Annotated in this window: 29 protein-coding genes and 1 pseudogene; 19 read left to right on the top strand and 11 right to left on the bottom strand. The window is 38.5% G+C overall.

Features of this window, described 5'->3' with window-relative positions; genetic code table 11:
* The first annotated feature begins 313 nt into the window (after positions 1-313).
* From BSEPE_RS01115 to BSEPE_RS01065, 11 genes are all read left to right on the top strand, one after another.
* Positions 314-541: a hypothetical protein gene (locus BSEPE_RS01115; RefSeq protein WP_066042830.1), complete on the top strand. Its 228-nt coding sequence runs from the start codon at positions 314-316 to the stop codon at positions 539-541.
* Positions 542-715: 174 nt separating this feature from the next.
* Positions 716-1,102, top strand: coding sequence for a RidA family protein (locus tag BSEPE_RS01110; RefSeq protein ID WP_066042828.1), 387 nt, complete (start codon positions 716-718; stop codon positions 1,100-1,102).
* Position 1,103: 1 nt separating this feature from the next.
* Positions 1,104-3,167: an ATP-dependent DNA helicase RecG gene (gene recG / locus BSEPE_RS01105; protein WP_066042825.1), complete on the top strand. Its 2,064-nt coding sequence runs from the start codon at positions 1,104-1,106 to the stop codon at positions 3,165-3,167.
* Between the two features lie 73 nt (positions 3,168-3,240).
* Complete coding sequence (locus BSEPE_RS01100; protein WP_066042823.1) at positions 3,241-3,714, top strand: chorismate--pyruvate lyase family protein; 474 nt, start codon at positions 3,241-3,243, stop codon at positions 3,712-3,714.
* Positions 3,707-4,420, top strand: coding sequence for a carboxy-S-adenosyl-L-methionine synthase CmoA (cmoA, locus tag BSEPE_RS01095; protein ID WP_066042820.1), 714 nt, complete (start codon positions 3,707-3,709; stop codon positions 4,418-4,420). Before BSEPE_RS01100 ends, cmoA begins: the two co-directional genes overlap by 8 nt.
* Positions 4,421-4,439: 19 nt before the next feature.
* Positions 4,440-5,018, top strand: a complete 579-nt coding sequence (locus BSEPE_RS01090) for an aminodeoxychorismate/anthranilate synthase component II (RefSeq protein WP_066042817.1) — start codon at positions 4,440-4,442, stop codon at positions 5,016-5,018.
* A gap of 17 nt (positions 5,019-5,035) precedes the next feature.
* Positions 5,036-5,485: a rhodanese-like domain-containing protein gene (locus BSEPE_RS01085; protein ID WP_066042814.1), complete on the top strand. Its 450-nt coding sequence runs from the start codon at positions 5,036-5,038 to the stop codon at positions 5,483-5,485.
* Positions 5,486-5,494: 9 nt separating this feature from the next.
* Complete coding sequence (locus BSEPE_RS01080; RefSeq protein ID WP_066042811.1) at positions 5,495-5,746, top strand: glutaredoxin domain-containing protein; 252 nt, start codon at positions 5,495-5,497, stop codon at positions 5,744-5,746.
* Positions 5,739-6,710 (top strand): NAD(P)H-dependent glycerol-3-phosphate dehydrogenase, encoded by a 972-nt coding sequence (locus tag BSEPE_RS01075; protein WP_066042808.1) that lies wholly within the window; start codon positions 5,739-5,741, stop codon positions 6,708-6,710. Before BSEPE_RS01080 ends, BSEPE_RS01075 begins: the two co-directional genes overlap by 8 nt.
* Positions 6,707-7,237: a histidine phosphatase family protein gene (locus BSEPE_RS01070; RefSeq protein WP_066042804.1), complete on the top strand. Its 531-nt coding sequence runs from the start codon at positions 6,707-6,709 to the stop codon at positions 7,235-7,237. Before BSEPE_RS01075 ends, BSEPE_RS01070 begins: the two co-directional genes overlap by 4 nt.
* A 13-nt stretch (positions 7,238-7,250) precedes the next feature.
* Entirely contained in the window at positions 7,251-7,964 is a 714-nt protein-coding gene (locus tag BSEPE_RS01065) for a glucosaminidase domain-containing protein (RefSeq protein ID WP_066042801.1), read from the top strand.
* Positions 7,965-8,034: 70 nt separating this feature from the next.
* Here the strand turns inward: BSEPE_RS01065 and rpsI are convergent, their stop codons facing one another.
* Together rpsI and rplM are read right to left on the bottom strand one after the other, a co-directional pair.
* On the bottom strand, positions 8,035-8,430 hold the full coding sequence (gene rpsI, locus BSEPE_RS01060; protein ID WP_066042799.1) for a 30S ribosomal protein S9: 396 nt from the start codon (positions 8,428-8,430) through the stop codon (positions 8,035-8,037).
* 20 nt (positions 8,431-8,450) lie between these two features.
* Positions 8,451-8,879, bottom strand: coding sequence for a 50S ribosomal protein L13 (gene rplM / locus BSEPE_RS01055; protein WP_066042797.1), 429 nt, complete (start codon positions 8,877-8,879; stop codon positions 8,451-8,453).
* A gap of 90 nt (positions 8,880-8,969) precedes the next feature.
* Between rplM and BSEPE_RS01050 the strand changes: the two genes are divergently transcribed.
* Genes BSEPE_RS01050 through BSEPE_RS01035 form a run of 4 tightly spaced genes read left to right on the top strand, consistent with a single transcriptional unit; the run spans position 8,970 to position 11,416 of the window.
* Positions 8,970-9,644 carry a TatD family hydrolase gene (locus tag BSEPE_RS01050; protein ID WP_066042793.1) on the top strand — a complete coding sequence of 225 codons (675 nt, stop codon included), beginning with the start codon at positions 8,970-8,972 and terminating at the stop codon, positions 9,642-9,644.
* Positions 9,644-10,387 (top strand): tRNA threonylcarbamoyladenosine dehydratase, encoded by a 744-nt coding sequence (locus BSEPE_RS01045; RefSeq protein WP_066042788.1) that lies wholly within the window; start codon positions 9,644-9,646, stop codon positions 10,385-10,387. The genes BSEPE_RS01050 and BSEPE_RS01045 overlap by 1 nt, the downstream gene beginning before the upstream one ends.
* Positions 10,387-10,938 carry a thioredoxin family protein gene (locus tag BSEPE_RS01040; RefSeq protein ID WP_066042782.1) on the top strand — a complete coding sequence of 184 codons (552 nt, stop codon included), beginning with the start codon at positions 10,387-10,389 and terminating at the stop codon, positions 10,936-10,938. Before BSEPE_RS01045 ends, BSEPE_RS01040 begins: the two co-directional genes overlap by 1 nt.
* Before the next feature lie 52 nt (positions 10,939-10,990).
* Complete coding sequence (locus BSEPE_RS01035; RefSeq protein WP_066042778.1) at positions 10,991-11,416, top strand: phosphate-starvation-inducible protein PsiE; 426 nt, start codon at positions 10,991-10,993, stop codon at positions 11,414-11,416.
* A gap of 73 nt (positions 11,417-11,489) precedes the next feature.
* Here the strand turns inward: BSEPE_RS01035 and BSEPE_RS01030 are convergent, their stop codons facing one another.
* From BSEPE_RS01030 to BSEPE_RS00995, 9 genes and pseudogenes are all read right to left on the bottom strand, one after another.
* Positions 11,490-12,002 (bottom strand): hypothetical protein, encoded by a 513-nt coding sequence (locus BSEPE_RS01030; protein WP_066042775.1) that lies wholly within the window; start codon positions 12,000-12,002, stop codon positions 11,490-11,492.
* Between the two features lie 129 nt (positions 12,003-12,131).
* Positions 12,132-12,436 (bottom strand): annotated as a pseudogene (locus BSEPE_RS08115) (ArsR/SmtB family transcription factor).
* 3 nt (positions 12,437-12,439) lie between these two features.
* Positions 12,440-12,799, bottom strand: coding sequence for a tetratricopeptide repeat protein (locus BSEPE_RS01020; protein WP_162262073.1), 360 nt, complete (start codon positions 12,797-12,799; stop codon positions 12,440-12,442).
* Between the two features lie 191 nt (positions 12,800-12,990).
* Entirely contained in the window at positions 12,991-14,193 is a 1,203-nt protein-coding gene (gene ccoP / locus BSEPE_RS01015; RefSeq protein ID WP_066042769.1) for a cytochrome-c oxidase, cbb3-type subunit III, read from the bottom strand.
* A complete protein-coding gene (locus BSEPE_RS07945) occupies positions 14,186-14,347 on the bottom strand; it encodes a hypothetical protein (RefSeq protein ID WP_157059357.1) in 162 nt (53 codons plus the stop codon). Before BSEPE_RS07945 ends, ccoP begins: the two co-directional genes overlap by 8 nt.
* Entirely contained in the window at positions 14,347-14,949 is a 603-nt protein-coding gene (gene ccoO, locus BSEPE_RS01010; protein ID WP_066042766.1) for a cytochrome-c oxidase, cbb3-type subunit II, read from the bottom strand. Before ccoO ends, BSEPE_RS07945 begins: the two co-directional genes overlap by 1 nt.
* A gap of 12 nt (positions 14,950-14,961) precedes the next feature.
* Positions 14,962-16,401 carry a cytochrome-c oxidase, cbb3-type subunit I gene (gene ccoN / locus BSEPE_RS01005; RefSeq protein ID WP_066042763.1) on the bottom strand — a complete coding sequence of 480 codons (1,440 nt, stop codon included), beginning with the start codon at positions 16,399-16,401 and terminating at the stop codon, positions 14,962-14,964.
* Positions 16,402-16,405: 4 nt separating this feature from the next.
* Positions 16,406-16,975 (bottom strand): Yip1 family protein, encoded by a 570-nt coding sequence (locus BSEPE_RS01000; RefSeq protein ID WP_066042760.1) that lies wholly within the window; start codon positions 16,973-16,975, stop codon positions 16,406-16,408.
* Between the two features lie 127 nt (positions 16,976-17,102).
* Positions 17,103-17,879, bottom strand: a complete 777-nt coding sequence (locus BSEPE_RS00995) for a Crp/Fnr family transcriptional regulator (RefSeq protein WP_066042757.1) — start codon at positions 17,877-17,879, stop codon at positions 17,103-17,105.
* A 128-nt stretch (positions 17,880-18,007) separates the two neighbouring features.
* Between BSEPE_RS00995 and BSEPE_RS00990 the strand changes: the two genes are divergently transcribed.
* The 4 genes from BSEPE_RS00990 (at position 18,008) to sbcB (ending at position 23,478) form a co-directional block, all read left to right on the top strand.
* Complete coding sequence (locus tag BSEPE_RS00990) at positions 18,008-19,858, top strand: DEAD/DEAH box helicase (protein ID WP_066042754.1); 1,851 nt, start codon at positions 18,008-18,010, stop codon at positions 19,856-19,858.
* A 3-nt stretch (positions 19,859-19,861) separates the two neighbouring features.
* A complete protein-coding gene (locus tag BSEPE_RS00985; protein WP_066042751.1) occupies positions 19,862-21,604 on the top strand; it encodes a SulP family inorganic anion transporter in 1,743 nt (580 codons plus the stop codon).
* 165 nt (positions 21,605-21,769) lie between these two features.
* Positions 21,770-21,973, top strand: coding sequence for a cold-shock protein (locus tag BSEPE_RS00980; protein ID WP_070104545.1), 204 nt, complete (start codon positions 21,770-21,772; stop codon positions 21,971-21,973).
* A gap of 86 nt (positions 21,974-22,059) precedes the next feature.
* The gene (gene sbcB / locus BSEPE_RS00975; RefSeq protein WP_066042743.1) at positions 22,060-23,478 is read left to right on the top strand and encodes an exodeoxyribonuclease I; all 1,419 of its coding nucleotides are present in this window, start codon (positions 22,060-22,062) and stop codon (positions 23,476-23,478) included.
* The last annotated feature ends 30 nt before the right edge of the window (positions 23,479-23,508 follow it).

The following is a 23,508-nucleotide window of genomic DNA, read 5'->3' as shown; positions in this document are numbered from 1 at the left end:
GCATAAATAGGGGTGATTAGCAAAATTCAATTTTTGCCCAATTGGTGATTTTCTTAAACCCAGTCCTAGCAGGGCTAAGGCAGGGTTTAAAAAATTTCCAAGTGGGTGAAAAGTGGATTTTTGATGATTATTCATATTTATGCAAAGGTCTCATAAACACTGAAAACTTAAATGGTGAGCCAAATCTTTTTCTATTTCAAAATATAGAAATGTAATCAAAAATGGGAAAAAAATTAGGGTCAGAAATAATTAAAGTAGAAAGGGACACTACCCTTTTATTTTAAATGATTTATGCAATAATCATCTTGATTTAATGCTTAATGTATCCAGTGATATTTTGAAATTACAAAATGCGCTCACAGGCAAAACCCTCGCCAAAGATAAATTAGAAAAGGGCATGATGGATGCCTTTGAAGGCGACCTAGCACACCAATGTATGGGCATATCTGCACCCGCAAGACTAAAACGCACACTTGAATTAGCAAAATCGTTTAATTTACCTGTCCCAACCTTAAAAAATATTGCCAATCAAAATTTTTAGTTATTCCAAATAAATCTTATTTACACTTTACTTAAAGTACAAAAAAAGCATCTTGTTCGGTGGTTTTATAGTCATAAATTTAGAAGATGGTGTCCGGTTTTTTGAGGCAATGCAGATCCTTTGCGTAAATAGATAAAGTAAAATTGAGTGATATTGTCAATTTAGGAGTTTTTTATGCACAAAGATGTCATTTCAACAAACAACGCACCCCAAGCAATTGGTACTTATTCACAAGCACTGGCAGTAACAGGCGGGACGACGGTTTACCTTTCGGGGCAGATTCCATTATTACCTGAAACAATGGAGATGATTGAGGGCGATATTAGTGCGCAGATTCATCAGGTATTTAAAAATTTGACAGCAGTGTGTGAGGCTGCGGATGGCAGGTTGAATGATATTGTGAAACTGAATATTTTCTTGACCGATTTGAGTTGTTTTCCAATTGTCAATGAGATTATGGCTCAGTATTTCACCCAGCCATATCCTGCCAGAGCGGCAGTTGGCATTAAGGAATTACCGAAAGCTGCACAGGTAGAAATGGATGCTGTTTTGGTAAAATAAAATGAGTAAATTATCAGATCCTGTTATTTCTATTCACGGACTGGGGCCTAAGGCGCGGGACAATTTGAATGGCATTGGGATTTATAATTTGGAACATTTATTGTTTCATTTGCCGTTCCGTTATCAGAATAAAACCCACTTTACAAAACTGAATGAAGCACACGTAGGTAATGAGATTTTAGTGCAGTTAACGATTGATGATGTGCAGGTTACTCCGTTGCGAACGCGACAGATGGTATGTCATTTGTCAGATGAAAATGGATGGCGATTGTTGTTACGGTTTTTTCATTTTAACCAGTGGCAACGAGAACAGTTAACACGAGAAGACATTATTCAATGTTTTGGCGAGGTGAAAATTGGTAAAGATGGATTGGAGATGCATCATCCTGAATATCGTCTGATTTCTAAGGGACAAAGTACGCTGTTGGAAAAGACTTTAAGTCCGATTTATCCACTGACAGGAGGTATCCATCAAGCGCAGATGAAGAAGTGGGTGGGCATGGCAATGGAGGCGTTGCAAAATTCGCCATTGGTGGATAACTTTAAAGGGATTAGTCATTCAATGCCGTCGTTGAAGCAGGCGTTGGCAATTTTACACCATCCAAAAGAGGGTGAAAATCTGACTGAAATTGCAGAATTTAGGCACACTGCACAGCAACGATTAATTATCGAGGAATTGTGTGTACAGCAACTGAGTTTGTTGAGATTAAAAGAAGAGCGCAAGCATAAAATTGCAAATGTTTTTGCAATTAAAGAGTGTTTATTTAGGCAACTGCATCAAAATTTGGGTTTTACCTTGACCAATGCACAACAGCGTTGTATCGCGGATATTAATACAGATTTGTCGTCTAATCACCCAATGTTACGGTTGCTGCAGGGGGATGTGGGCTCGGGAAAAACCATTGTTGCGGTTTTTGCCTGTTTACAGGCGGTGGAGAACGGGTTTCAGACGGCAATTATGGCACCAACAGAGATTCTTGCTCATCAACATTTTCAAGGATTTTCAGATTATTTAAACCCGCTGAGAATTGAGGTAGCGTTCTTGACAGGGTCACAGAATACAACGACCCGCAAGGAGCAATTGGAAAAAATACAATCGGGACAAGCGCAAGTCGTCATTGGCACACATGCTTTATTTCAAGAATCGGTAGAATTTAAAAAACTCGGCTTGGTGGTGATTGATGAGCAGCATAAATTTGGCGTGCATCAGCGCTTATCTTTGGCACAAAAAGCCTATAACACGCCACATCAATTGGTAATGACTGCCACCCCTATTCCGCGTTCATTAACGATGAGTGCCTATGCAGATTTGGACTCATCAATCATTGATGAACTACCGCCAGGTAGAACACTAGTGCAAACGGTGGCGTTAAACAATGAACGAAAAGATGAAATTATCGGGAAGATTGAGCAAGTCTGCAAGGCGGGTAATCAGGTATATTGGGTTTGCACTTTGATTGATGAAACGGAGGTCTTACGGGCAGAATCGGCGACAAATACGCACGCTTATTTGCAAGAAAATTTACCCAATTTATCGGTGGTTTTAATTCACGGCAGAATGAATAAAGACGAAAAAACTGAGATTATGCAACAATTCGAGCAAGGTGAAATCAATGTTTTAGTAGCAACAACAGTGATTGAAGTTGGCGTCAATGTGCCGAATGCATCTTTAATGGTGATTGAAAACTCAGAGCGATTGGGTTTGGCACAATTACATCAATTACGCGGTCGCGTAGGACGCGGCAACGATAAAAGTATTTGTATTTTAATGTATCAAGCGCCACTCAGCAGCAATGCCAAACAACGCCTAGGAATTCTTAGAGAGACCAACGATGGCTTTAAAATTGCCGAAAAAGATTTGCAACTCCGAGGTCCAGGCGAAATCCTTGGCACACAGCAAACAGGCGTTGCCGATATGAAAATTGCCAATGTTGTGCGTGATGGATATTTGATTGAAAAGGCGCGTTTTTATTGTGAGCAGTTTATGCAAGAAGACGAAACTAAACAGCAGGCATTAATTGCCCGCTGGATTACCGACGATAAATCACAATATGCCAACACTTAATTCAAAACCAAATTTTGAGAGACCTTTGAATATTTAACTTTAGTTTGGAATTGGGCAGTAAAATATTAAAACTATGAATACTAAAAATCTTATTTGGAAAAATTTGGATGCGCAGGAAATAAAGGACGCCGACCATCTTTTCTTTTCTTGGCTATCTGATAACACCTCCTTAACCAAAAAACTCAAACAAAAATTTCCAGATTTTTCAGTCAATGTGTTGTCACAGATAGAGGGAAAGGCTTATGACAACGAAATAGACTTGATTCAATCACAAGACGATTGCATTATCCGCGAAGTAGAATTACTGGGCAACCAACAGGCAATAGTTTTTGCCCGCTCTATCATTCCTATTACCAATGACACTAAAGATTTACTTACTATTGGCTCTAAACCGTTGGGAGAGATTTTATTTAACGATACAAGTATCGTTCGCGGGCAATTACAGATAACACAATTGGGTGAGATTTGGGGTAGGCGCTCAACTTTTACTATTGGACAGACAAAATTACTGGTGAGTGAATTTTTCTTAGAGGCTTTATATGCGTGACGATATTTTTGCTAAGAAAAATGACTTAGTAAACTTTACTTTTGATGCCAGCGTCGTCAATGTGTTTGATGACATGGTCAGACGCTCGGTGCCTGGGTATCAGTCAATGATTGAAATGATTGGACTCATGGTGCGGAAATATGGGCAGGATAACAGTCAATATTACGACCTCGGTGCTTCAACTGGTGCAACTTCAATTGCCCTTGGTATCAACAATCCACACAAAAACAATCGAATTATTGCAGTAGACAATTCTGTAGAGATGACGAAAAAATGTATGGAAAATCTCACAGGAAAGGCAGGGAATTTTGAAGTAATGTGTACGAATATTCAAGAAGTTGCCATTAAGAATGCATCAGTGGTGGTGCTTAATTTGACGCTACAATTTATTAATCCTGAGCAACGACAAACCTTAATTGATGGCATTTATCAAGGCTTGAATAAAGGCGGCGTGTTAATTGTATCGGAAAAAATCCATTTTGACGATGTGAAAAAACAAGCAGAAATGACACAGTTACACTTGGATTTTAAACGGGCGAATGGGTACAGTGAAATGGAAATTGCCGCCAAACGCCAGTCAATCGAAAATGTATTGATTACCGATAATCAATCCACACATTTCAAGCGTTTTGATGACGCAGGATTTGCAGAAAGCCTTTGTCATTTCAAATGCTTGAATTTTGCGTCTTTCTTAGCCATCAAATAATTGTAAAATAGCAAACACTATGCTTTTAATGATTGACAATTACGATTCGTTTACCTATAACTTGGTTCAGTATTTTGGCGAGTTAGGGCAGGAAGTGATTGTTTATCGAAATGATGAGATTAGTGTGGCAGAAATTGAGCAACTAAATCCAGAGTTTTTGGTAATTTCACCGGGACCTTGCACGCCGAATGAGGCGGGGATTTCGATTGAAGCAATTAACCATTTTGCTGGAAAGATTCCAATATTAGGTGTGTGCTTGGGTTTTCAGGCGATGACGCAGGCATTTGGTGGCAAGGTGATTGGCGCAAAAAAGATTATGCATGGCAAAGTATCATCAGTGCACCATAATGGTAAAGGTGTGTTTACTGATTTAAAGAATCCGTTAAATGCCACTCGTTATCATTCATTGGTTGCTGAACAATCTAGCCTACCTAAGTGCTTTGAAATTACAGCCTGGACTAAAGATGAGGTGGGTGAAATGGATGAAATTATGGGTATTCAGCACAAGGAAATGGCAATTGAAGGGGTGCAATTTCATCCAGAGTCAATTTTGACCGAACAAGGTCATGAGATGTTAAACAACTTTTTAAACAGATAAATTAGGAAAAAATACTTATGGAACTTTTAGAATTTTTATTGAATGACGACCAAATATTTACCACAATTACACTGGTCGTTTTAATCGCTTTATTCATTGGCAATCTTGTTGCCGATAAATTAAGGAAATACCAAGAAATCACAGCAACTGAAGCGACCACGCTAATGGATGAAGAAGGTTTAATCATCTTAGATGTGCGCGAAGAAAAAGAACGAAAGTCGGGTTTTATTGCGAACGATATACACATTCCACTAGCGCAAGTTAAAAATAAATTAAACGAGATAGATAAAACTAAAAAAATCTTGGTGTATTGTCGTAGTGGTGCGCGTTCAGCCCATGTTGCAGGGATGTTGACTCGTCATGAATTTGAGTATGTCTATAGTTTAAAAGGTGGTATTAACGCCTGGAAAAAGGCTAACCTACCAATCAGCACTAAAGTAAATAAAAACAAGAAAAAGAAAAAATAGGAAATAACTATGAATAAGAATTACATCTATTGCTCAGACAGTTGTCCATTTTGTCAGAGGGCTTATCAATTACTAGAAAGCAAAAGCATTGCTTTTAAAAAGCGTTATGTTAAAGACCAAAACGATTGGAATGAAGTCATGGAAGCAACAGGCAGAAATACAGTGCCACAGATTTTCATTAACGGTACGCATATTGGTGGCTTTGATGAATTATCTGCAGCAGAACAGTCGGGTAAATTAGACGATATTCTTAATGGCTAGTCTCTCCATTATTGGTGCAGGCGCTTGGGGTAGTGCGCTGTCTATTGCACTGGCTGATAACTTTGATAGCATTTATTTGCATACGCATACTCAAGAAGAATCTGAGTGTTTTCAACCGCAACACCCCGCTCTATCTGTCAATTATGCTGACAATGTCATGCTAACTTTTGATTTGTCTAAGATTCGACACTCTGAAAGCATTTTAATCGCTGTGCCGAGTTATGGTTTTTCTACAACGCTCAAAGCCATTAAGCCTTTTTTAAACAAACAACCAATTGCTTGGGTTACCAAAGGTTTTGACACAGATGCGCAATGCTTTTTACACGAAAGTTTTGAATCTATTTTGGCTGATTATTCGGCTTGTGTGATTTCCGGCCCTAGTTTTGCATTGGAAGTTGCCAATCGCAAACCAACAGCACTGGTTGTTGCCTCAAAAGACATGGCAATGCAAAATTACTGGTCGCAAGCCTTTGATACTGATGCACTGAGAGCCTACACCAATGATGATGTCATTGGCGTGGAAGTCGGTGGCTCGGTTAAAAACATTTTGGCAATTGCAGCGGGTATCGCCTCAGGGCTGGGCTATGGCGCCAATACGCAGGCAGCTTTGATTACACGGGGTTTGGCTGAAATGATTCGTTTAGGAGTGGCATTAGGTGCAACCCCGTCTACCTTTAATGGTTTGTCAGGATTAGGCGATTTAGTGCTGACTTGCTCTGATGACCTGTCGAGAAATCGTCGATTTGGCAAAGAACTAGCGGCTGGCTGTGGGACTAAACAGGCATTAAAAAATGTCGATGCAACGGTTGAAGGGGTGAATACTTTAGCGTTGGTTTTGTCCATTGCCAAAGACAACAAAGTTGAAATGCCGATTTGCGAACAAGTAAAACAAGTGATTGATGGGCAAGTAACGCCAAATCAAGCAGTTGGTCATTTAATGTCAAGAGTTAGAATTCAAGAATGACGCTTGACCTGTTAAGGCACGGAGAACCCGAAGGTGGTCGCTTATATCGTGGTAATAAAGTTGATGATTCGTTAACAGCAAAAGGCTGGCAACAAATGCAGGCATCCACAAATGGCAAACGCTGGGACTTTATTGCCACTTCTCCAATGATTCGTTGTCAAGCATTTGCTCAGAATTTATCACAAACACAGAATACTAAAATGCAAGTTTTTGAGGGTTTGAAAGAATTAGGGTTCGGCGATTGGCAAGGAAAAAGCGTCAAAGACATTGGGCAGGAAATCGTTGATATGTTCAAATACGACCCTATTAATAACGCTCCGCCGGGTGCGGAAAATTTGTTTGATTTTCAAGAGCGAGTGTTGTCAACTTTTACGCAAATAACGCAAACAAGAAAAAAACAGTCTGTTTTAATTGTTGCCCATGCAGGCGTTATCAGAATCATTAAATCACATTTACTCAATCTGCCGATTGAAAAAATGTTTACAATGGAAGTCATTTCCGCATCTTGTGAACGATTTGAATTATAAAAAAAGGTCTTCTATGGATAATCCTGTTAAAAAAATTTTATTAGCACTCGTTGTCACTGCTACTATAACAACTCAGGCAAGTGGCACTTGGCGTATTACTTCCTTAATCAACTCACTTAATACACCTAATTTTTCAGAAAATAAAGATGTTAAACGAATGAAAATTGCATTTTTTAATTATTTACTACCGATGGTGGAAAAAGAAAATCAAAAAATTAACACCGTCCGCTCTTTGATTAAAAATAATCGCCTCGGTCAATCGCAGTTGAAAAAAATAGCCAAGAAATATCACCTTAAAAAAATAGATAAAACCACCTTATTAGAGAGAGTGGATACTATCCCTACTTCTTTGGTTTTAGCACAGGCGGCGATTGAATCTAATTGGGGCAGGTCTAGATTCTCCAAGTATTGGAATAATTATTTTGGCATTTGGTGCTTTACCAAGGGCTGTGGAATCGTACCTAAAAATCGTAACGAAGGCGCCAAACACGAAATAATGAATTTTGCTTCCACGCATAAATCTATTGAATATTATATGCTTAACCTTAATCGCAGTCATCACTATCAATTACTCCGACAAATTAGATTCCATAAACGCAAACACAATCTAAAACTCACAGGTAGAAGCCTTGCCGAAGGATTGGATAAATATTCAGCGGTTGGCTATGAGTATATTGAATTAATACAAAGTGTCATTAGGCAAAATAACCTAACACGCTTTGACTAATTACTTTGAAAGACAGGCAATAAAAAACCCGCAAAGTTTGCGGGTTTTTTTATAATAATTTGAACTAAGATTAACGCTTTGAGTACTGCTCGCTCTTACGCGCTTTCTTATGACCGACTTTCTTACGCTCTACAATTCTTGCATCACGCGTAACAAAACCTGCCTTACGCAAGTCAGGTCTTAGGTTGTTGTCGTATTCCATCAATGCACGGGTAACGCCTAAACGAATTGCACCCGCTTGACCAGTGTCGCCACCACCTTTAACGATGATGTTGAAGTCAAACTTATCACGCATCTCAACAGTGTCTAACGGTTGATTAATAATCATTGAAGAAGTTTCGCGTCCAAAATATTCACCCATTGGGCGTTTATTAACGGTAAATACACCTTTACCTTTTGTCATATAAACACGAGCTACTGAAGTCTTTCTTCTGCCTGTTGCGTAAAATATTTCTGTCTTTGCCATAATAATTGTTTACCTTAAAATTAAATCTCTAAAAGTTGTGGCTGCTGTGCACCATGCGTGTGCTCGCTACCCACAAATACTTTCATTTTTCTGAACATATCTCTACCTAAAGGGCCTTTTGGCAACATACCTCTAACGGCTTTGTTGATGATTTCTTCAGGTTTTTTTGCTTGTAAATCTTTAAATTTGATTGACTTTAAATTACCAACATAGCCTGTATGGTGATAGTAAGTTTTGTCATCAAATTTGTTACCTGTCACTGTCACTTTTTCCGCATTGATAATCACGATGTAATCGCCAGTATCTGTATGTGGTGTAAACTCAGGCTTGTGCTTGCCACGAAGGCGAGATGCAACTTGCGTTGCCAAACGACCTAATGTTTTGCCATCGGCATCAATCAATAACCAATCTCTTTTTACTTCATGTGCTTTGGCGCTAAATGTTTTCATAAATCTATAGTTCGTACAAAATAATCGGACTATTATAATCATTTTTAAACTTAAATGTTGATTATCTGTAAATAAAGTATCATAGTCAAGATGATTAATTCACATGCACATCTTGATTTTGACGAAGTCGCAGGTATTGCCGAAAATGCAGTTGCCATTGTACCAAGTATCGGCAGTCAGAATTGGGCACTCGTGCAAATGTATCCCTATTTTGCATTAGGGATTCATCCGTGGATGGTAGCGCATCATCAACAGCGAGATTTAGAGGATTTGGAATACCATATTAAATGTAATAACCCAATTGCAATTGGAGAATTTGGACTAGATTACACGCAAGATATTGATAAAAAGGTGCAACTACATTTTTTCACATCACAATTGGACTTAGCACAACGATATGACTTGCCTGTTATTATTCACGCAGTGAAATCTACCGAAGATGTGATTTTTTTATTAAAGAAATACCCTAAAGTAGTTGGTGAAATTCACGGCTTCTCGGGCAGTGAACAACAGGCAAATACCCTGGTGAAAATGGGATTTTATTTAGGATTTGGCATGCAAATTACCAACCAAAAATCTATCCGTTTACGAGAAATTGTGAAAAATTTACCGATAGAATCCTTACTAATTGAAACTGACGACCATCCAAATGCAGCAGATTTATCTATTGTTGCGAAAGAAATTGCGGCACTTAAGAAAATTTCGGTGGAAAAATTGGTCCAGCAATGTGATAATAACGCTATTTCACTTTTTAGATTGCAATAATGGGCGGAAGTTGTGCACGCACAGAAATATTACTCGGACAATACGGATTGGCGCAGTTGGCAGAATCACACATTCTCATCGCAGGATTAGGTGGTGTTGGTGGTGCTTGTGCGGAAGCATTGTGTCGTGCCGGAATTGGCACCCTCACTTTGGTAGATTTTGATATTATTGAAAAAACCGACCTTAATAGACAATTGGTTGCATTGAATTCAACCCTTGGAAAAATGAAAATTGATGTGTTGGCAGATAGATTACACGACATTAATCCTGATACAATTATTAACAAGCGCAATGAATTTATTGACCGTGAGAAAGCTCAGGCAATTGCTGTTGAAGAGGATTTGGATTTTGTGGCAGATTGCATTGATGCAATTGCCTACAAAACGGTACTCATTGACAGTTGCAATCAATCTGGAATGCCGATTATTTCAAGTATGGGGGCTGGAGGACGACTGGATCCAACGAAGGTTAAGATTTCACGAATGGATAAAACGGAGAATTGTGCGTTGGCGAGAGAAATGCGTAAACAATTACGACGCATTCGTGCCTCAATGAAATTCCCAGTGGTGCATTCTGTTGAAGTGCCAATTAAAGCGTTACCCCATCAAGCAGTTACAGCAACCGACACCGCCCCCGCTGGAAGGCCAAGAGCAGTGAATGGTGCAATTTCTTATATGCCTAATATCTTCGGATTGATGATGGCAGGATATATCATTCAAACATTAATGAACAAGGAGGACTAATGGTAAGTACAGAAACCCCAATTTGCGATTTTAACGCCCCAGCGATTGATTTCAATCTCAAAGGCACAGATGGAAAAACACATACTTTGGACAGTTGCAAGGGCGAGAATGGACTGTTAATCATGTTCATTTGTAACCACTGTCCGTATGTCAAAGCCATCATCGACCGCATTATTCGTGATACCAAAGAACTCAAGGTATTGGGGGTAAATGCAGTGGCAATTATGTCAAACAATCCTAATGAATACCAAGCCGATTCTTTTGAAAATATGCAAAAAATTGCCAAACAAATGGCTTTTCCATTTCCTTATCTGATTGACGAAACGCAAGCAGTGGCAAAGGCTTATGGTGCTGTTTGCACACCTGATTTCTTTGGTTATAACGGCAATTTGGAATTGCAATATCGCGGACGACTTGATGCCTCTGGTAAAGAATCTGCGGAGGCGGATGTTAAGCGTGATTTATTTGAAGCAATGCGCCAAGTAGCGACAACTGGTAAAGGTCCAAAACAACAAATCCCGTCAATAGGTTGTTCTATTAAATGGTATTAGATTTAATATTTATAAGTTACAATTAACATTTAATAAAAAAGGGAGATGTAATATGCTAAGCACAACGACAAAAAAGAAAATTGACCAATTTGGTGATGCGCTGATTGAATTGTTTCATATTATTGGTTTGTTTGTGATTGGTGGCACTATTGTTTGGTCGTCTGTCCACGAATACTTAATTATTATGCAGCATGAGATGGGCTTTGCCACACTTAAAGATATTTTACTTTTATTTATTTATTTGGAATTAGGGGCGATGACAGGTATTTATTTTAAAACCCATAAAATGCCCGTTGTTTTCCTAATATTTATTGCCATAACAGCGATTACGCGTTTCCTGGTTATCGATATGAAATCTTTAGTATCACATGATAAGCTTAACATTATTGTGATGGTATCTGCGATTTTAGTTCTAGCGGTTGCTGCAGGTGTATTGAAATATACAGAAAAGAAGTATCAATCTGATAATGACTACTAAAAGTCTTATCCAATTGCTTTACCCATAAAAAAACCACCCCGCAGGGTGGTTTCTTTGAACAATACTTTAAGAGTTACTTAGTATTGTTTGTTGCCTTAGCCTTAGCCATTGCATCAGCGTAGCCTTTAGCGTATGCATCTGCTTGTGCCTTAGCAAAACCGTCAGCTTGACCTTTAGCGAATGCATCAGCAGCACCTTTAGCAGTTGCATCAGCAATGCCAGCAGCTTGAGCGTCGTTCTTATTCTTAGTATCGAAATTCATACCGAAGTCAGTATCATTCAACCAGTTATTGCCGCCTTTGAAAGGACCCCAGTTATTAGAGCCGCTGAAAGGACCAGCATTTGAGCCACCATTAAAAGGACCCCAGTTGTTGCCACCGTTAAAAGGACCCCAGTTTGAACCACCATTCATAGGACCAAAATTTGAACCAGAGTTCATTGGACCCCAGTTACTAGAACCGTTCATTGGATCCCAGTTACTAGAACCGTTCATTGGATCCCAGTTGTTGCCGTTAGAACCATTGTTAAAGAAAGCCGAAGCTGAAGTAGCTGCCACTAAAGCAGTGATTGCGATAATTTTTTTCATTTTATTCTCCCAAATAATTTTAATGCATCATTATTGATACACCTTGTTTGCGCCAAATATCCTTCTTGACAAATGCGCATTATACACAAATTATATTAGAAAACAATGATATTCTAATATAATTTTTATTCAAGTTATACTATTTTTAACGCAAAAAGTTGCTTGTATATTGGTGATTAGCGCCAAAACTTTTTCATCTTTTACTTTACACAATATTTTATTACCTTCGCGTCGTGATTCAATAATATTTTTAGATCTAAGAATATCAATATGCTGGGAAACATTGGATTGCGAGGACTCAGCTTGTTTCCTGATTTCAAATTATTCTTTAATATACACAAAATCTTTAAGCGCAATGGGTGTGTCATCGCTTTTAGCGCCTTAGCTGCCTTTTCTACATCCTCATCTTTACTTGGTAATCCTATGTCATTCATTTTTTAACGATCTTTATACGCCTTCCATAAAGATTCCATATTATTTTTCATGGCAGAGTCCTTGCTCTCATAGGCCCTTTGCGTCCACTTTTTTGCTTGTGTATAACTACCAGTAAAATAAATCAATCCTAGCATATATTGTGCTCTGATATACCCTTGTTTGGCTGATTTTTCGTACCATTTAATAGCGCGCTCAAAAGGTAACTTATTTGCATATAAAAACTGCGCCTCAACATAACCTTGTTCGGCTGATTTCTTAAGCCAAATAAGCGCCTGTCTCTTATCTTTCTTATCGTAATAAGCAATGGCTTGAATATATTGCGCTTTGGCAGATTCTTGTGAAGCCTGCGTCTTATCAGCCATACTTGAAGGGCTGAAACTTAATAGCGCTATCCAAAAGAATAACTTAAGGCCTTTGAAAAGTATAGTTCTCAAGTTATACTCTTTGTTCGTATTTATGCAAATATTGATTGTATTCATATTATTAAAAAACCTTTGTATAAATAAAAAAAACACCTCGAAAGGTGTTTTTTTTATTTGTTCTCTGTCGAGAATTATTGTGTGGCTAACCAATCAGCAATTGCTTGTTCTTTGCCAGCTGCCATTGCCGCCATTGCACTCATGGTTGGATCTTTGCGTGCGCCAGATTGAAAGTCTTTTAGTTGTTTAACGATATAAGCGGATTTTTGACCTGCCAACTTTGGATAAATTGGAACCGATGATTTGCCAGCAGCGCCGTGACAGGCGGCGCAACCACCAGCTGCATATGCCGCTTTACCATCTACTTGATCTGTTGAATTTGCTATCTTTTCTACCACTACTGGCGCTGCTGAAACTTTTTTTGTTACTGTTGACGCTGGTGAAGGCGTGCTATCTTCTTTATTACGACTTAACCATGCCACTAATAACTTTATTTGTAGTGGCGTCAATCGGTCTTTATGTGCTGGCATAACGCCGTTTCTACCGAATTTAATTGTTTGCTTAATTCTGTCTAAATCACCGCCATAAATCCAAGCGCTATCACCTAAGTTAGGCGCACCCAATGCTGGGTTTCCTTGTAAATTAGCACCATGACAACCAACGCAGGATTGTTGAAAAATTGCTTTTCCAGCGGCATGGTCACCCTCATTGTAAGTATTATCAGCAATACTCTTCACATATCGGGCAACATTATCTACCCCCTCTTCACCTAAAGCTGAACCCCAAGGTGGCATTAGTGCTTTCCTGCCAAAAGCAATACTACGAGTAATTTGATTAGATGAGCCACCCCAAATCCAAGCATGGTCGGTTAAGTTGGGAAAATTGGTTTGACCTTTGGCATTACTGGTATGACAAACAGCACAATTTTGGGCAAAGGTATTTTTTGCCAGTTTCATTGCATCGTCATTAGATTGCAAAGTTGCTATATCTTCTTGCTTCAATGCTTCAAGTTCTCTGTAATAATCATGATCAATACTTGCTTTACTTTCGGCATAACGCTCAACATTAAGTGCATTCTCAAATAAGCCTTTGTAATTACCAAAACTCGGATAGAAAGCCATATACAATAAAGCAAAAATCGCAGCAGCAATACCTGACCAAAACCACCAAGAGGGAACGGGAGCTTGTCCTTCTTCTAAATTTTCATCCCAGATAACCTCGTGCGCAACTGGCTTTTTGTCAAAGTAAATCGTAATACCTAAAAATAGTAAATACAATAACCCCGCAACTGTTAATACAACGACAACGGTCTGCCATAAAAAAGGTAAATTAGCCATGGTTATTATCTCCTGTTGTTATTTCTTCGTCAAATAATGGAATATTCATACAAAAATCCTGTGCCTCTTTGCTTTGTTTCATTGACATCCACATCACCAATACAATCATAAAGCCCATTGCTATCATATCGCCAATAAGAACAAACTGCCACATTATCGGAAAGTGCCCAATATTTGTAGGTAGGCAGTAATGGCCTCTAATTCTGTCTTGCCTTCAATTGCTGATTTTGATTGCCTAATCTCTTCATCTGTGTAAGGATGCCCATACCATTTAAGCAATTCTAATTTAGCAACAATGTCTTTGCTATCTACCTTATTTTTAGTCAACCAAGGGTAAGCTGGCATAATAGAAGCAGGTACAACCGATCTTGGGTTGTTCAAATGTAACTCATGCCACTTGTCGCTATATTTACCACCTAAGCGTGCCAAATCAGGACCTGTGCGTTTTGAACCCCATAAGAATGGACGGTCATAAATACCTTCTCCTGCTACTGAAGCCTCGCCATAACGCATTACTTCTGCCACCAAAGGTCTAATTTGCTGGGAGTGACAACCAACGCAACCTTCGCGAATATAGATATCTCTGCCTGTTAACTCCAAAGCAGAATAAGGTCTAACATTTTCCGTGCCTTTATGTAAAGATTCATCAAATAAATTTGGCACGATTTGCACGAAGCCACCAATTGAGGCAACAATCAAGATGCCAAAAATTAATAACGCTGAATTGCTTTCAATGGTTTTATGTAGTTTTAACATATTATAAATCTCCTAAATTTCGTTACCTGGATGAACCTTAGGTATCTTCACCAATACTGGTAATGCACTTTTGTTAGTAGAGTAAGTTTTATATAAATTATAAGTCATTAACAATGCACCTGATAAGAATAACAAGCCACCCGTTAATCGAATCCAATGATAAGGAATAGTAACAATCACTATATCAATAAAACTATAATTCAATTGTCCATAATTATTCAAAGATAAGTTCATAACGCCCTGTGAAACGCCCGAGCCCCAAAGTGCCACAATATAAAGCAAAACACCTATTAGTGCTAACCAAAAATGGATATTTGCCAATCGCTTGCTAAATAACTCTGTTGTGCCTAATAATTTAGGCACTAGGAAATAAAGTGTCCCAAAGGTTACAAAAGCATTCCAACCAAGCGCACCCGAATGCACATGCCCTATCGTCCAATCGGTATAGTGACTAATTACATTCACACTCTTAATCGCCATCATCGGCCCTTCAAAGGTTGCCATGGCATAAAAAATCATCGACACAACCACAAATTTCATTCCTGGGTCGGTTTTGAGTTTGTCCCAAGCACCACTCATGGTCATCACTGCATTTATCATGGTTGCCCAAGAAGGCAGGACTAAAATCACACTCATTATCATTGCCACTGTCATCAGCCAATCAGGGATAGCGGTGTAGTGTAAATGGTGCGGACCTACCCAAATATAAGTGTAGACAAATGCCCAAAATGCAATCACTGAAAGGCGATAACTCCATACTGGTTTGTCTGCTTGTTTGGGTAATGTATAATAAAACATACCTAAGAAACCTGCGGTTAAAAAGAAACCAACCGCATTATGTCCATACCACCATTGCACAATGGCATCTTGTGCGCCCTCATAAATTGGATAAGCCTGCGTCCAACTATAAGGAATCGCCAAATTATTAACAATGTGTAGCATTGCCACTACGATAATCAAAGCACCATAGAACCAATTAGACACGTAAATAGGGCGAATTTTTCTGGTTGCCAATGTGCCGAAAAATACAATAGCAAAACTAACCCAAACGATGGTAACAGCAATATCAATAGGCCATTCAAATTCTGCATATTCTTTACTTGAAGTATAACCCATTAGCAAACTACCCACACCAAGAGCTACGCCAATTTGCCAACCAATCGCCACAATCCATGCTAATTTTGGTGAAAATAAACGCACATGGCAGGTGCGTTGCACTGTGTAAAATGCGGTAGCAATCAAAGCTGACCCACCAAAACCAAAAATAACGGCATTAGTATGAAAGGGGCGTAAACGACCAAAGGTGATTTGCGGAATATCAAAATTAAGATGTGGCATCACCAACTCAGCCGCCAAATAAACCCCGGCACTCATACCTATTACCGCCCAAAGCATGGTGCAGGCAATTAAAAATACAGTTGTAGAATCCGTGTAGTAACTATTTTTGTTCATAATTTTAAACTCCTAAGTTAGGGCCGATACCTTGTACCCAAGCGGTAGTAACAATACCTAAAAAACATAAAAAACCAGTCGCCACAAATCCTAATAGTGAGCAACCCATAAAAATGCCACGATCATAGTTGGTTTTTAACAATACTGGAATAGAGGCAAATAATAAATACCCACTTAAAATAAAAACAGGCGTAAGTGCAACAACATGGAATAACACAGAAGGATACAAATGTGCAAAACCGCCTATCATAATTGGTGTAGTTACTACTGTTACAACAGCAAAGGCGTCTTTTAATGTTGCCTCTGGGGCATAAACTCTGGACATCCATTTAATAATAAATGCGGTTAAAAACCAGGCTATGATTAATGCCATAGCATAAAAAATTGCAATAGCGATAGACTCTGAAAAAGACAAGTGAATTGGTTCGCCAATACCTAATGACCAGCCCGTATAATAACTGCCATAAAATGCGCTAATAGGTGGAATAAGAATCAACCAAACTGAAAAGCCAAAAAATAATTTAGCGGGGGAATATTGCGAATCTACTAAACGCTGAATACTTGCTTGAATCATAATAACCTTCCTGTGTCTTTACCAGTTGAATAATTAAAATATTGCATCTAACACTACATTTTTTTGATAATTGCTGAACATTATATCGAGTTATTTATTTTAAATAAATAACTTATGTTGCTTTTGTTTAAATAAATTGGCGAAATGGATCTTCAATTAACGCAATATCAAACTGTGCGACCTCAGAGAGTTTTTGTTCGTCAATCACGCGTATTTTTTTACGACTATAAGCAATCAATCCTTGCTTTTTAAAATTGGTAATTACTCTATTTACATGCACCTTAGTTAATCCTAAGGCATCGCCCATATCTGCCTGACTGAGTGGGAAAAATGCCTCACCCGTTGTAAAGTTAAACTCTTTGGGGGATTGCATGCGAATGCGTGAATAAAGCTCCATAATCAAATAAGCCAAACTTTCAGTCGCCGTTTTCTGCCCTAAATTTAAGAGGCGTTGTTGGCATAAACTGGCTTCGTGCGATTGTAATTCAATCAATCTTTTGGCAATTTCAGCATTCTCTGAAATCATTTTGGTGACATTATCATCAAAAAATAAGCAAATACTGGAATCGGTTTCTGCCTTGATGGAATACAACAATTCGCCATTACGGTTACGACTAAAGCCGACAAAATCACCTGGTAGCGCAACTCTTAAAATCTGGCGCTCGCCATTGCTTAAATCATTGTACAAAATCAAACAGCCAGTGCGTAGTGTGAAAGCATAATTAATAGGCTCTTTCTCTATATGAATAATATCACCCGCTGAAAAAACACGGCATTTGTCACGATATTCTTGCGTAATATGCACTTTGTCCTCGTCAACTGCACTGAATAAAGCTCTTGACCTGACAGCACATTGGCTACAATCAGAAAATTCTAAATTAGCCGTATTTATCTGAGTTTTCATTTGTTTAACGATACCATAAAAATCGCCTATTATCGTAAAAGTTGATTATTATATAATGAAATACTAATATTAGGTACGCAATAGTGTATAATTTCATTCTTTAACACACGCCCCCTATAAAAGACACCATGTCTGATTCTCAAGAAAAGCAAGAAAACAATAAACCGCAAATCAAGTTTAGTGACTTGGGATTATCTGACTCTATTTTAGGGGTTTTGGACAAAATCGGTTATGAGACACCGTCACCCATTCAAGAACAATGTATTAATTACCTACTAGATGGTAAAGATGTCATCGGTCAAGCACAAACAGGCACAGGTAAAACGGCCGCTTTTGCTTTACCTTTATTAGACAAAATTAATCTGGATTTAAATGCGCCACAACTTCTGATTTTAACACCAACGCGTGAACTTGCCATTCAAGTATCCGAGGCAGTGCAGACCTATGCACGAGGTTTAAAAGGTTTTCATGTATTGCCAATTTATGGCGGGCAATCTTACGATGTGCAATTACGACCGTTAAAACGCGGCGTCCACGCTGTGGTTGGCACACCTGGCAGGGTGATGGACCATATTAAACGCGGCACTTTGAAGTTGGATAACTTGAAATCATTCGTTTTAGATGAAGCCGATGAAATGCTAAAGATGGGTTTTATTGATGATATTAAATGGGTAATGGAGCGCATTCCAGAAGCGCGTCAAATTGCCTTATTTTCAGCGACAATGCCCACTGTCATTAAGAAAGTGGCAGAAAAGTTTTTAAACAACCCAAAGATTGTCCAAGTTAAAAACAAGACAGAAACAGCGCTAACAATTACTCAAAAGTATATGATGGTGAGTAATATGGCAATGAAATTAGATGCGTTGACGCGTATCTTAGAAGTTATTTCGTTCGACGCAATGATTGTTTTTGCTCGCACTAAAACCATGACGGTTGAATTAGAAGAAAAACTCTCTGCTCGTGGGTTTTCTGTGGCTGCAATCAACGGCGACATCGCTCAAAATCAACGCGAACGCATTATTAATAATTACAAAAAAGGTAAGATTGATATTTTAGTGGCAACAGATGTAGCCGCGCGTGGTTTAGATGTACAACGAATTTCACATGTGGTTAATTACGACATTCCACAAGATGCCGAAACCTATGTGCATCGCATTGGCAGAACAGGTCGTGCAGGTCGTTCTGGAGAGGCAATTTTATTCGTCTCAAACCGTGAAAGACGCATGCTAAATACCATTGAACGAGTCACACGCCAAAAAATTGAACCAATTGAATTGCCGACTGCCAAAATTATCAACGCAAAACGCATTGAAACTTTTAAAAACAATATTTCAGACACGATTAACAACCAAAACTTAGAAGTTTTTGAGAAATTAGTGACTGAATTCCAAGAAGCAAATCCAGAATTAGAATCGGTAAAAGTAGCTGCTGCCTTAGCATTTATCGCACAAGGCAAAGAGCCATTGTTGATTTCTGATAAAACCCAAAGTTTTGGCAGAGAGCAAAGGCAAGGCGAAGAAAAAACCATTTCAACAGAAGCCTCACCACTCAAAGACAATCCACAAGTTCCAATGTTGCGTTACCGTGTTGATGTCGGTAATAATAACAGCGTAAAGCCAGGCAATATTTTGGGTGCGGTTGCAAATGAAGCCGATATTGATAGTGAATATATCGGTTCAATTCAGATTTTTGATAATTTTTCAACCGTTGATTTACCAGATGAAATGCCAAAAGAGGTTTTGACATTATTACAAAAAACTGTGGTTTGCGGTAAGCGTCTAAATATAGTTGCATTGACGGATAAAAATAACACAGCAAGAATCGGTGGTTCAAATTTTAATGGTGGTGATAGAGACCGTAAATTTGGTCGCAAGAAATTCTCAAAAGACCGCAGAAGTAAAGGAAAAAGTTCAAACTACAAAGGCAAAGGCAGCGATGGAAATAACCGACGCAGCAAGAAACCAAAATTTTCGAGGTAAGTAATGAATTTTAATTTTAGAAACTTTTTCCCTTTTTTAGCGTGGTTCAAACTTATTACTAAAGACACGATTAAAGCAGACTTAATCGCAGGTTTAACAGGTGCAGTTATCGTCCTACCACAAGGTGTGGCATTTGCAACAATCGCAGGATTACCCCCTGAATACGGACTTTATACCGCAATGGTCACGCCGATTATTGCTGCTTTATTTGGCTCGTCACTACATCTAGTGTCGGGGCCAACAACGGCAATTTCTATTGTGGTTTTTTCTGCGATTTCTCATCATGCAGAACCTGGTACTACTGAATTTGTTTCTTTAACATTGACGCTCACTTTCCTTGCAGGCGTATATCAATTAGCCTTTGGCTTGGCACGATTAGGTGCAATGGTTAATTTCGTTTCGCATACAGTGGTTATTGGTTTTACTGCAGGTGCAGCGATTTTAATTGCCAGCAGTCAGTTAAAGCATATTACAGGGATTTTTATCCCCAAAGGTGAGTCTTTTTTTCACACTTTAATAGACTTATATCAAGGCGTAGGTAATACCAATTTTTATCTTGTCACTATTGGCTTAGCCACCCTAATTACAACGATTTTAATCAAAAAATTTCTACCTAAATTGCCGAATTTATTAATAGGAATGATTGTTGGTAGTGTGCTTGCTTTGTATTTTAAGGAATTTACCTCAGAAATTAAATTAGTCGGTGAAATTCCCGCACATTTACCACCATTGTCAATGCCAAGTTTCTCTCTTGAAACCATCAAGATGCTAGCACCTGAGGCCTTTGCTGTGGCTCTACTGGGTTTAATTGAAGCTGTTTCAATCAGCCGGGCTGTTGCCACTAAATCCAATCAACGCATCAATTCTAACCAAGAATTTATTGGACAAGGCATGTCAAATATATTCGGTAGTTTTATGTCAAGTTACGCAGGCTCTGGTTCATTTACCCGCTCAGGATTGAATTATGCATCTGGTGCAAAAACCCCGTTATCTGCTATTTTTGCAGCCATTATTTTGATGGCAATCGTGTTATTAATCGCACCCTTAATGGCATATTTACCAATTGCTGCAATGGCAGGTGTGATTTTGGTGGTTGCCTATAATTTGATTGATTTTCATCATATTCGCGAGACTCTGAGTTTTAGCATGGAAGAGTCGGCAGTTTTAATAACCACTTTCTTGGCCACCCTCTTTCTTGAATTAGAATTTGCTATTTATTTGGGTGTTTTGCTTTCATTGGTGCTATTTTTGAGTAAAACCTCCACCCCAAGCATCCCCACTCTATCATTGGATAATGTCGAAACTAGTGGTAAGCGCAAATTGATCAATATTGAGGAAAAACCACTCAAACAATGTCCTCAACTTAAAATTATCCGTATCGATATGTCGGTTTATTTTGGCTCTGTGAGTCACATTCAAAAACGCATTGCCACCATTGTTGAAAATGAGCGTATCAACCATATTTTAATTGTTGCCAGTGGCATTAACTTTATTGACTTAGCAGGCACAGAGGCACTCATTTCGGAGAACAATAGTTTGGTAAAAAATGGAGGTGGCTTATATTTTGTAGGTCTAAAAGCCCCTGTTTATGAATTTTCCGCCAAGTCACATTTCATTGAGCGTATCGGTAGAGCGAATTTCTTTGACTCAAAATCACAGGCAATCGCCTCTATTTACAAAAGATTGGAGAGGGAAATCTGTGCCACCTGTCCAGCGCAGATTTTCCATGAGTGTCACTCCCAATAAAATTCAAATAAGCTTCACATCGTCGTATAATTCATTAAAATAGCAAATGCTGGTAAGAATACAGCTGCTGTTTATTATGTGGTACTGATGCTTTGCATCAACTCTGAGTTATAAAAGTGGTCTCGTTTTTTTTCGGTATTTTTTTTTATAATAAAGGAGACTATTATGTCTACAACAGGAAAGGTCAAATGGTTTGACGCAAAAAAAGGTTTTGGTTTTATTGAGCAAGAAAGTGGTGACGATGTATTCGTTCACTTCCGCGCTATTGAGGGTGATGGCTATAAATCACTAGATGAAGGTCAGGAAGTTGTGTTCGATTTAGAAGACGGTGCTAAAGGCCCTCAAGCTGTAAATGTAATTCCACAGTAAATTTATTTATTTAGAATTAAAAAAACCCAGTCTTAATGACTGGGTTTTTTATTGCTAAAATAACCCATGGAGGTCTTTGTATAAATATGAAAACATTTTATTGGTACGACTACGAAACTTTTGGATTGAGCCCGAAAACATCTCGCATCTCACAATTTGCAGGCATTCGCACAGATGAAAATCTAAATATCTTAGATGAGCATATGTTTTATTGTAAGCCGACGAATGATTGCTTACCATCGCCAGAGGCGTGTGCAGTGACGGGTATCACACCACAATATTGTGAGCAAAATGGCTTAATTGAACACCAATTTATTAAGAAAATTCACACTGAATTTTCAGCGCCGAACACCTGTGTGGTTGGCTACAACAGCATTCGTTTTGACGATGAATTTACCCGCTACACTTTATATCGAAACTTCATTGATCCTTATACTTGGCATTGGAAAAATGGCAATACGCGTTGGGATATTTTAGATGTAGTGCGCTTGTGTTATGCATTAAAAAAAGACAATTGCCTAAAATGGGTATTTGATGAAAATGGTAAACCTGTCTTTAGATTAGACCAACTTGCACCTGCGAATGGCATTGAACATAGTGATGCCCACGATGCATTGGCAGATGTACGGGCGACGATTGCGATTGCGAAAATTATCAAGGACACGCAACCGAAATTATTTGCGTATGCATTCAGTCTCAGAGAAAAGAAAACGGTTGAGAATAAAATCAAACTGTTTGAACCAATGCTGCATACTTCAGGAATGTATCCTGCTATGCTTTCTTGTACGCGTCTATGTACAGCATTAGCGTATCACCCTGAATATAATGACCGTGCAATTGTGTTTAATCTTGACCAAGATCCTGCAATTTTATTGGAATTGGAAATTGATGAATTAAAAAAATTAATGTTCACCAAACAGTCAGATTTACCAGAGGGCATGGAAAGATTGCAAATTAAAGATTTAATTTTTAACAAAAGTCCAATGTTTGTACCAAATGTTTACAAATTAGACCCTGCGATTGCAGGGCAATTGCAACTGGATATGGATATTAGGTTACAAAGGTTGGAATTTATTAAAGATAATCAAATTGCACTTGGTAAAGTAGCACAAGATTTATATCGCAATGAAGGCGATAGACCTGCACCAAGTACGGATGCCGACCAGTTGTTGTATGACGGTTTTATAGATAACACAGATAGGGTAATCTGCGATCAAATTCAAACACTGAGTGTAGAGCAGTTAAAGGCATTTCATCCAAAATTTAAAGATGCAAAACTCAATACCTTATTAATCCATTTTAAAGCTAGAAATTATCCAGAATCTTTAACTGAAGATGAGCAAGAAAACTGGTTTGAAACCGTGCAGGGGCGTATGCAGTCTGGAGAAAATGGATATTTGTCAATTGATAAATATTCAAATACCATCAATACAATGCGTAAGATACACCCTGAAAAAGAAAACTTATGGGCGCAATTAGAACAATATGCAGAATCCTTTTTATAGGACCCATATCTCTTATAAAGTATGCTGTAG

The organism is endosymbiont of Bathymodiolus septemdierum str. Myojin knoll (assembly GCF_001547755.1).
Lineage (GTDB): Bacteria > Pseudomonadota > Gammaproteobacteria > PS1 > Pseudothioglobaceae > Thiodubiliella.
The sequence above is the reverse complement of the archived record's forward strand: the minus strand, read 5'-3'. Positions and strand labels throughout refer to the sequence as shown.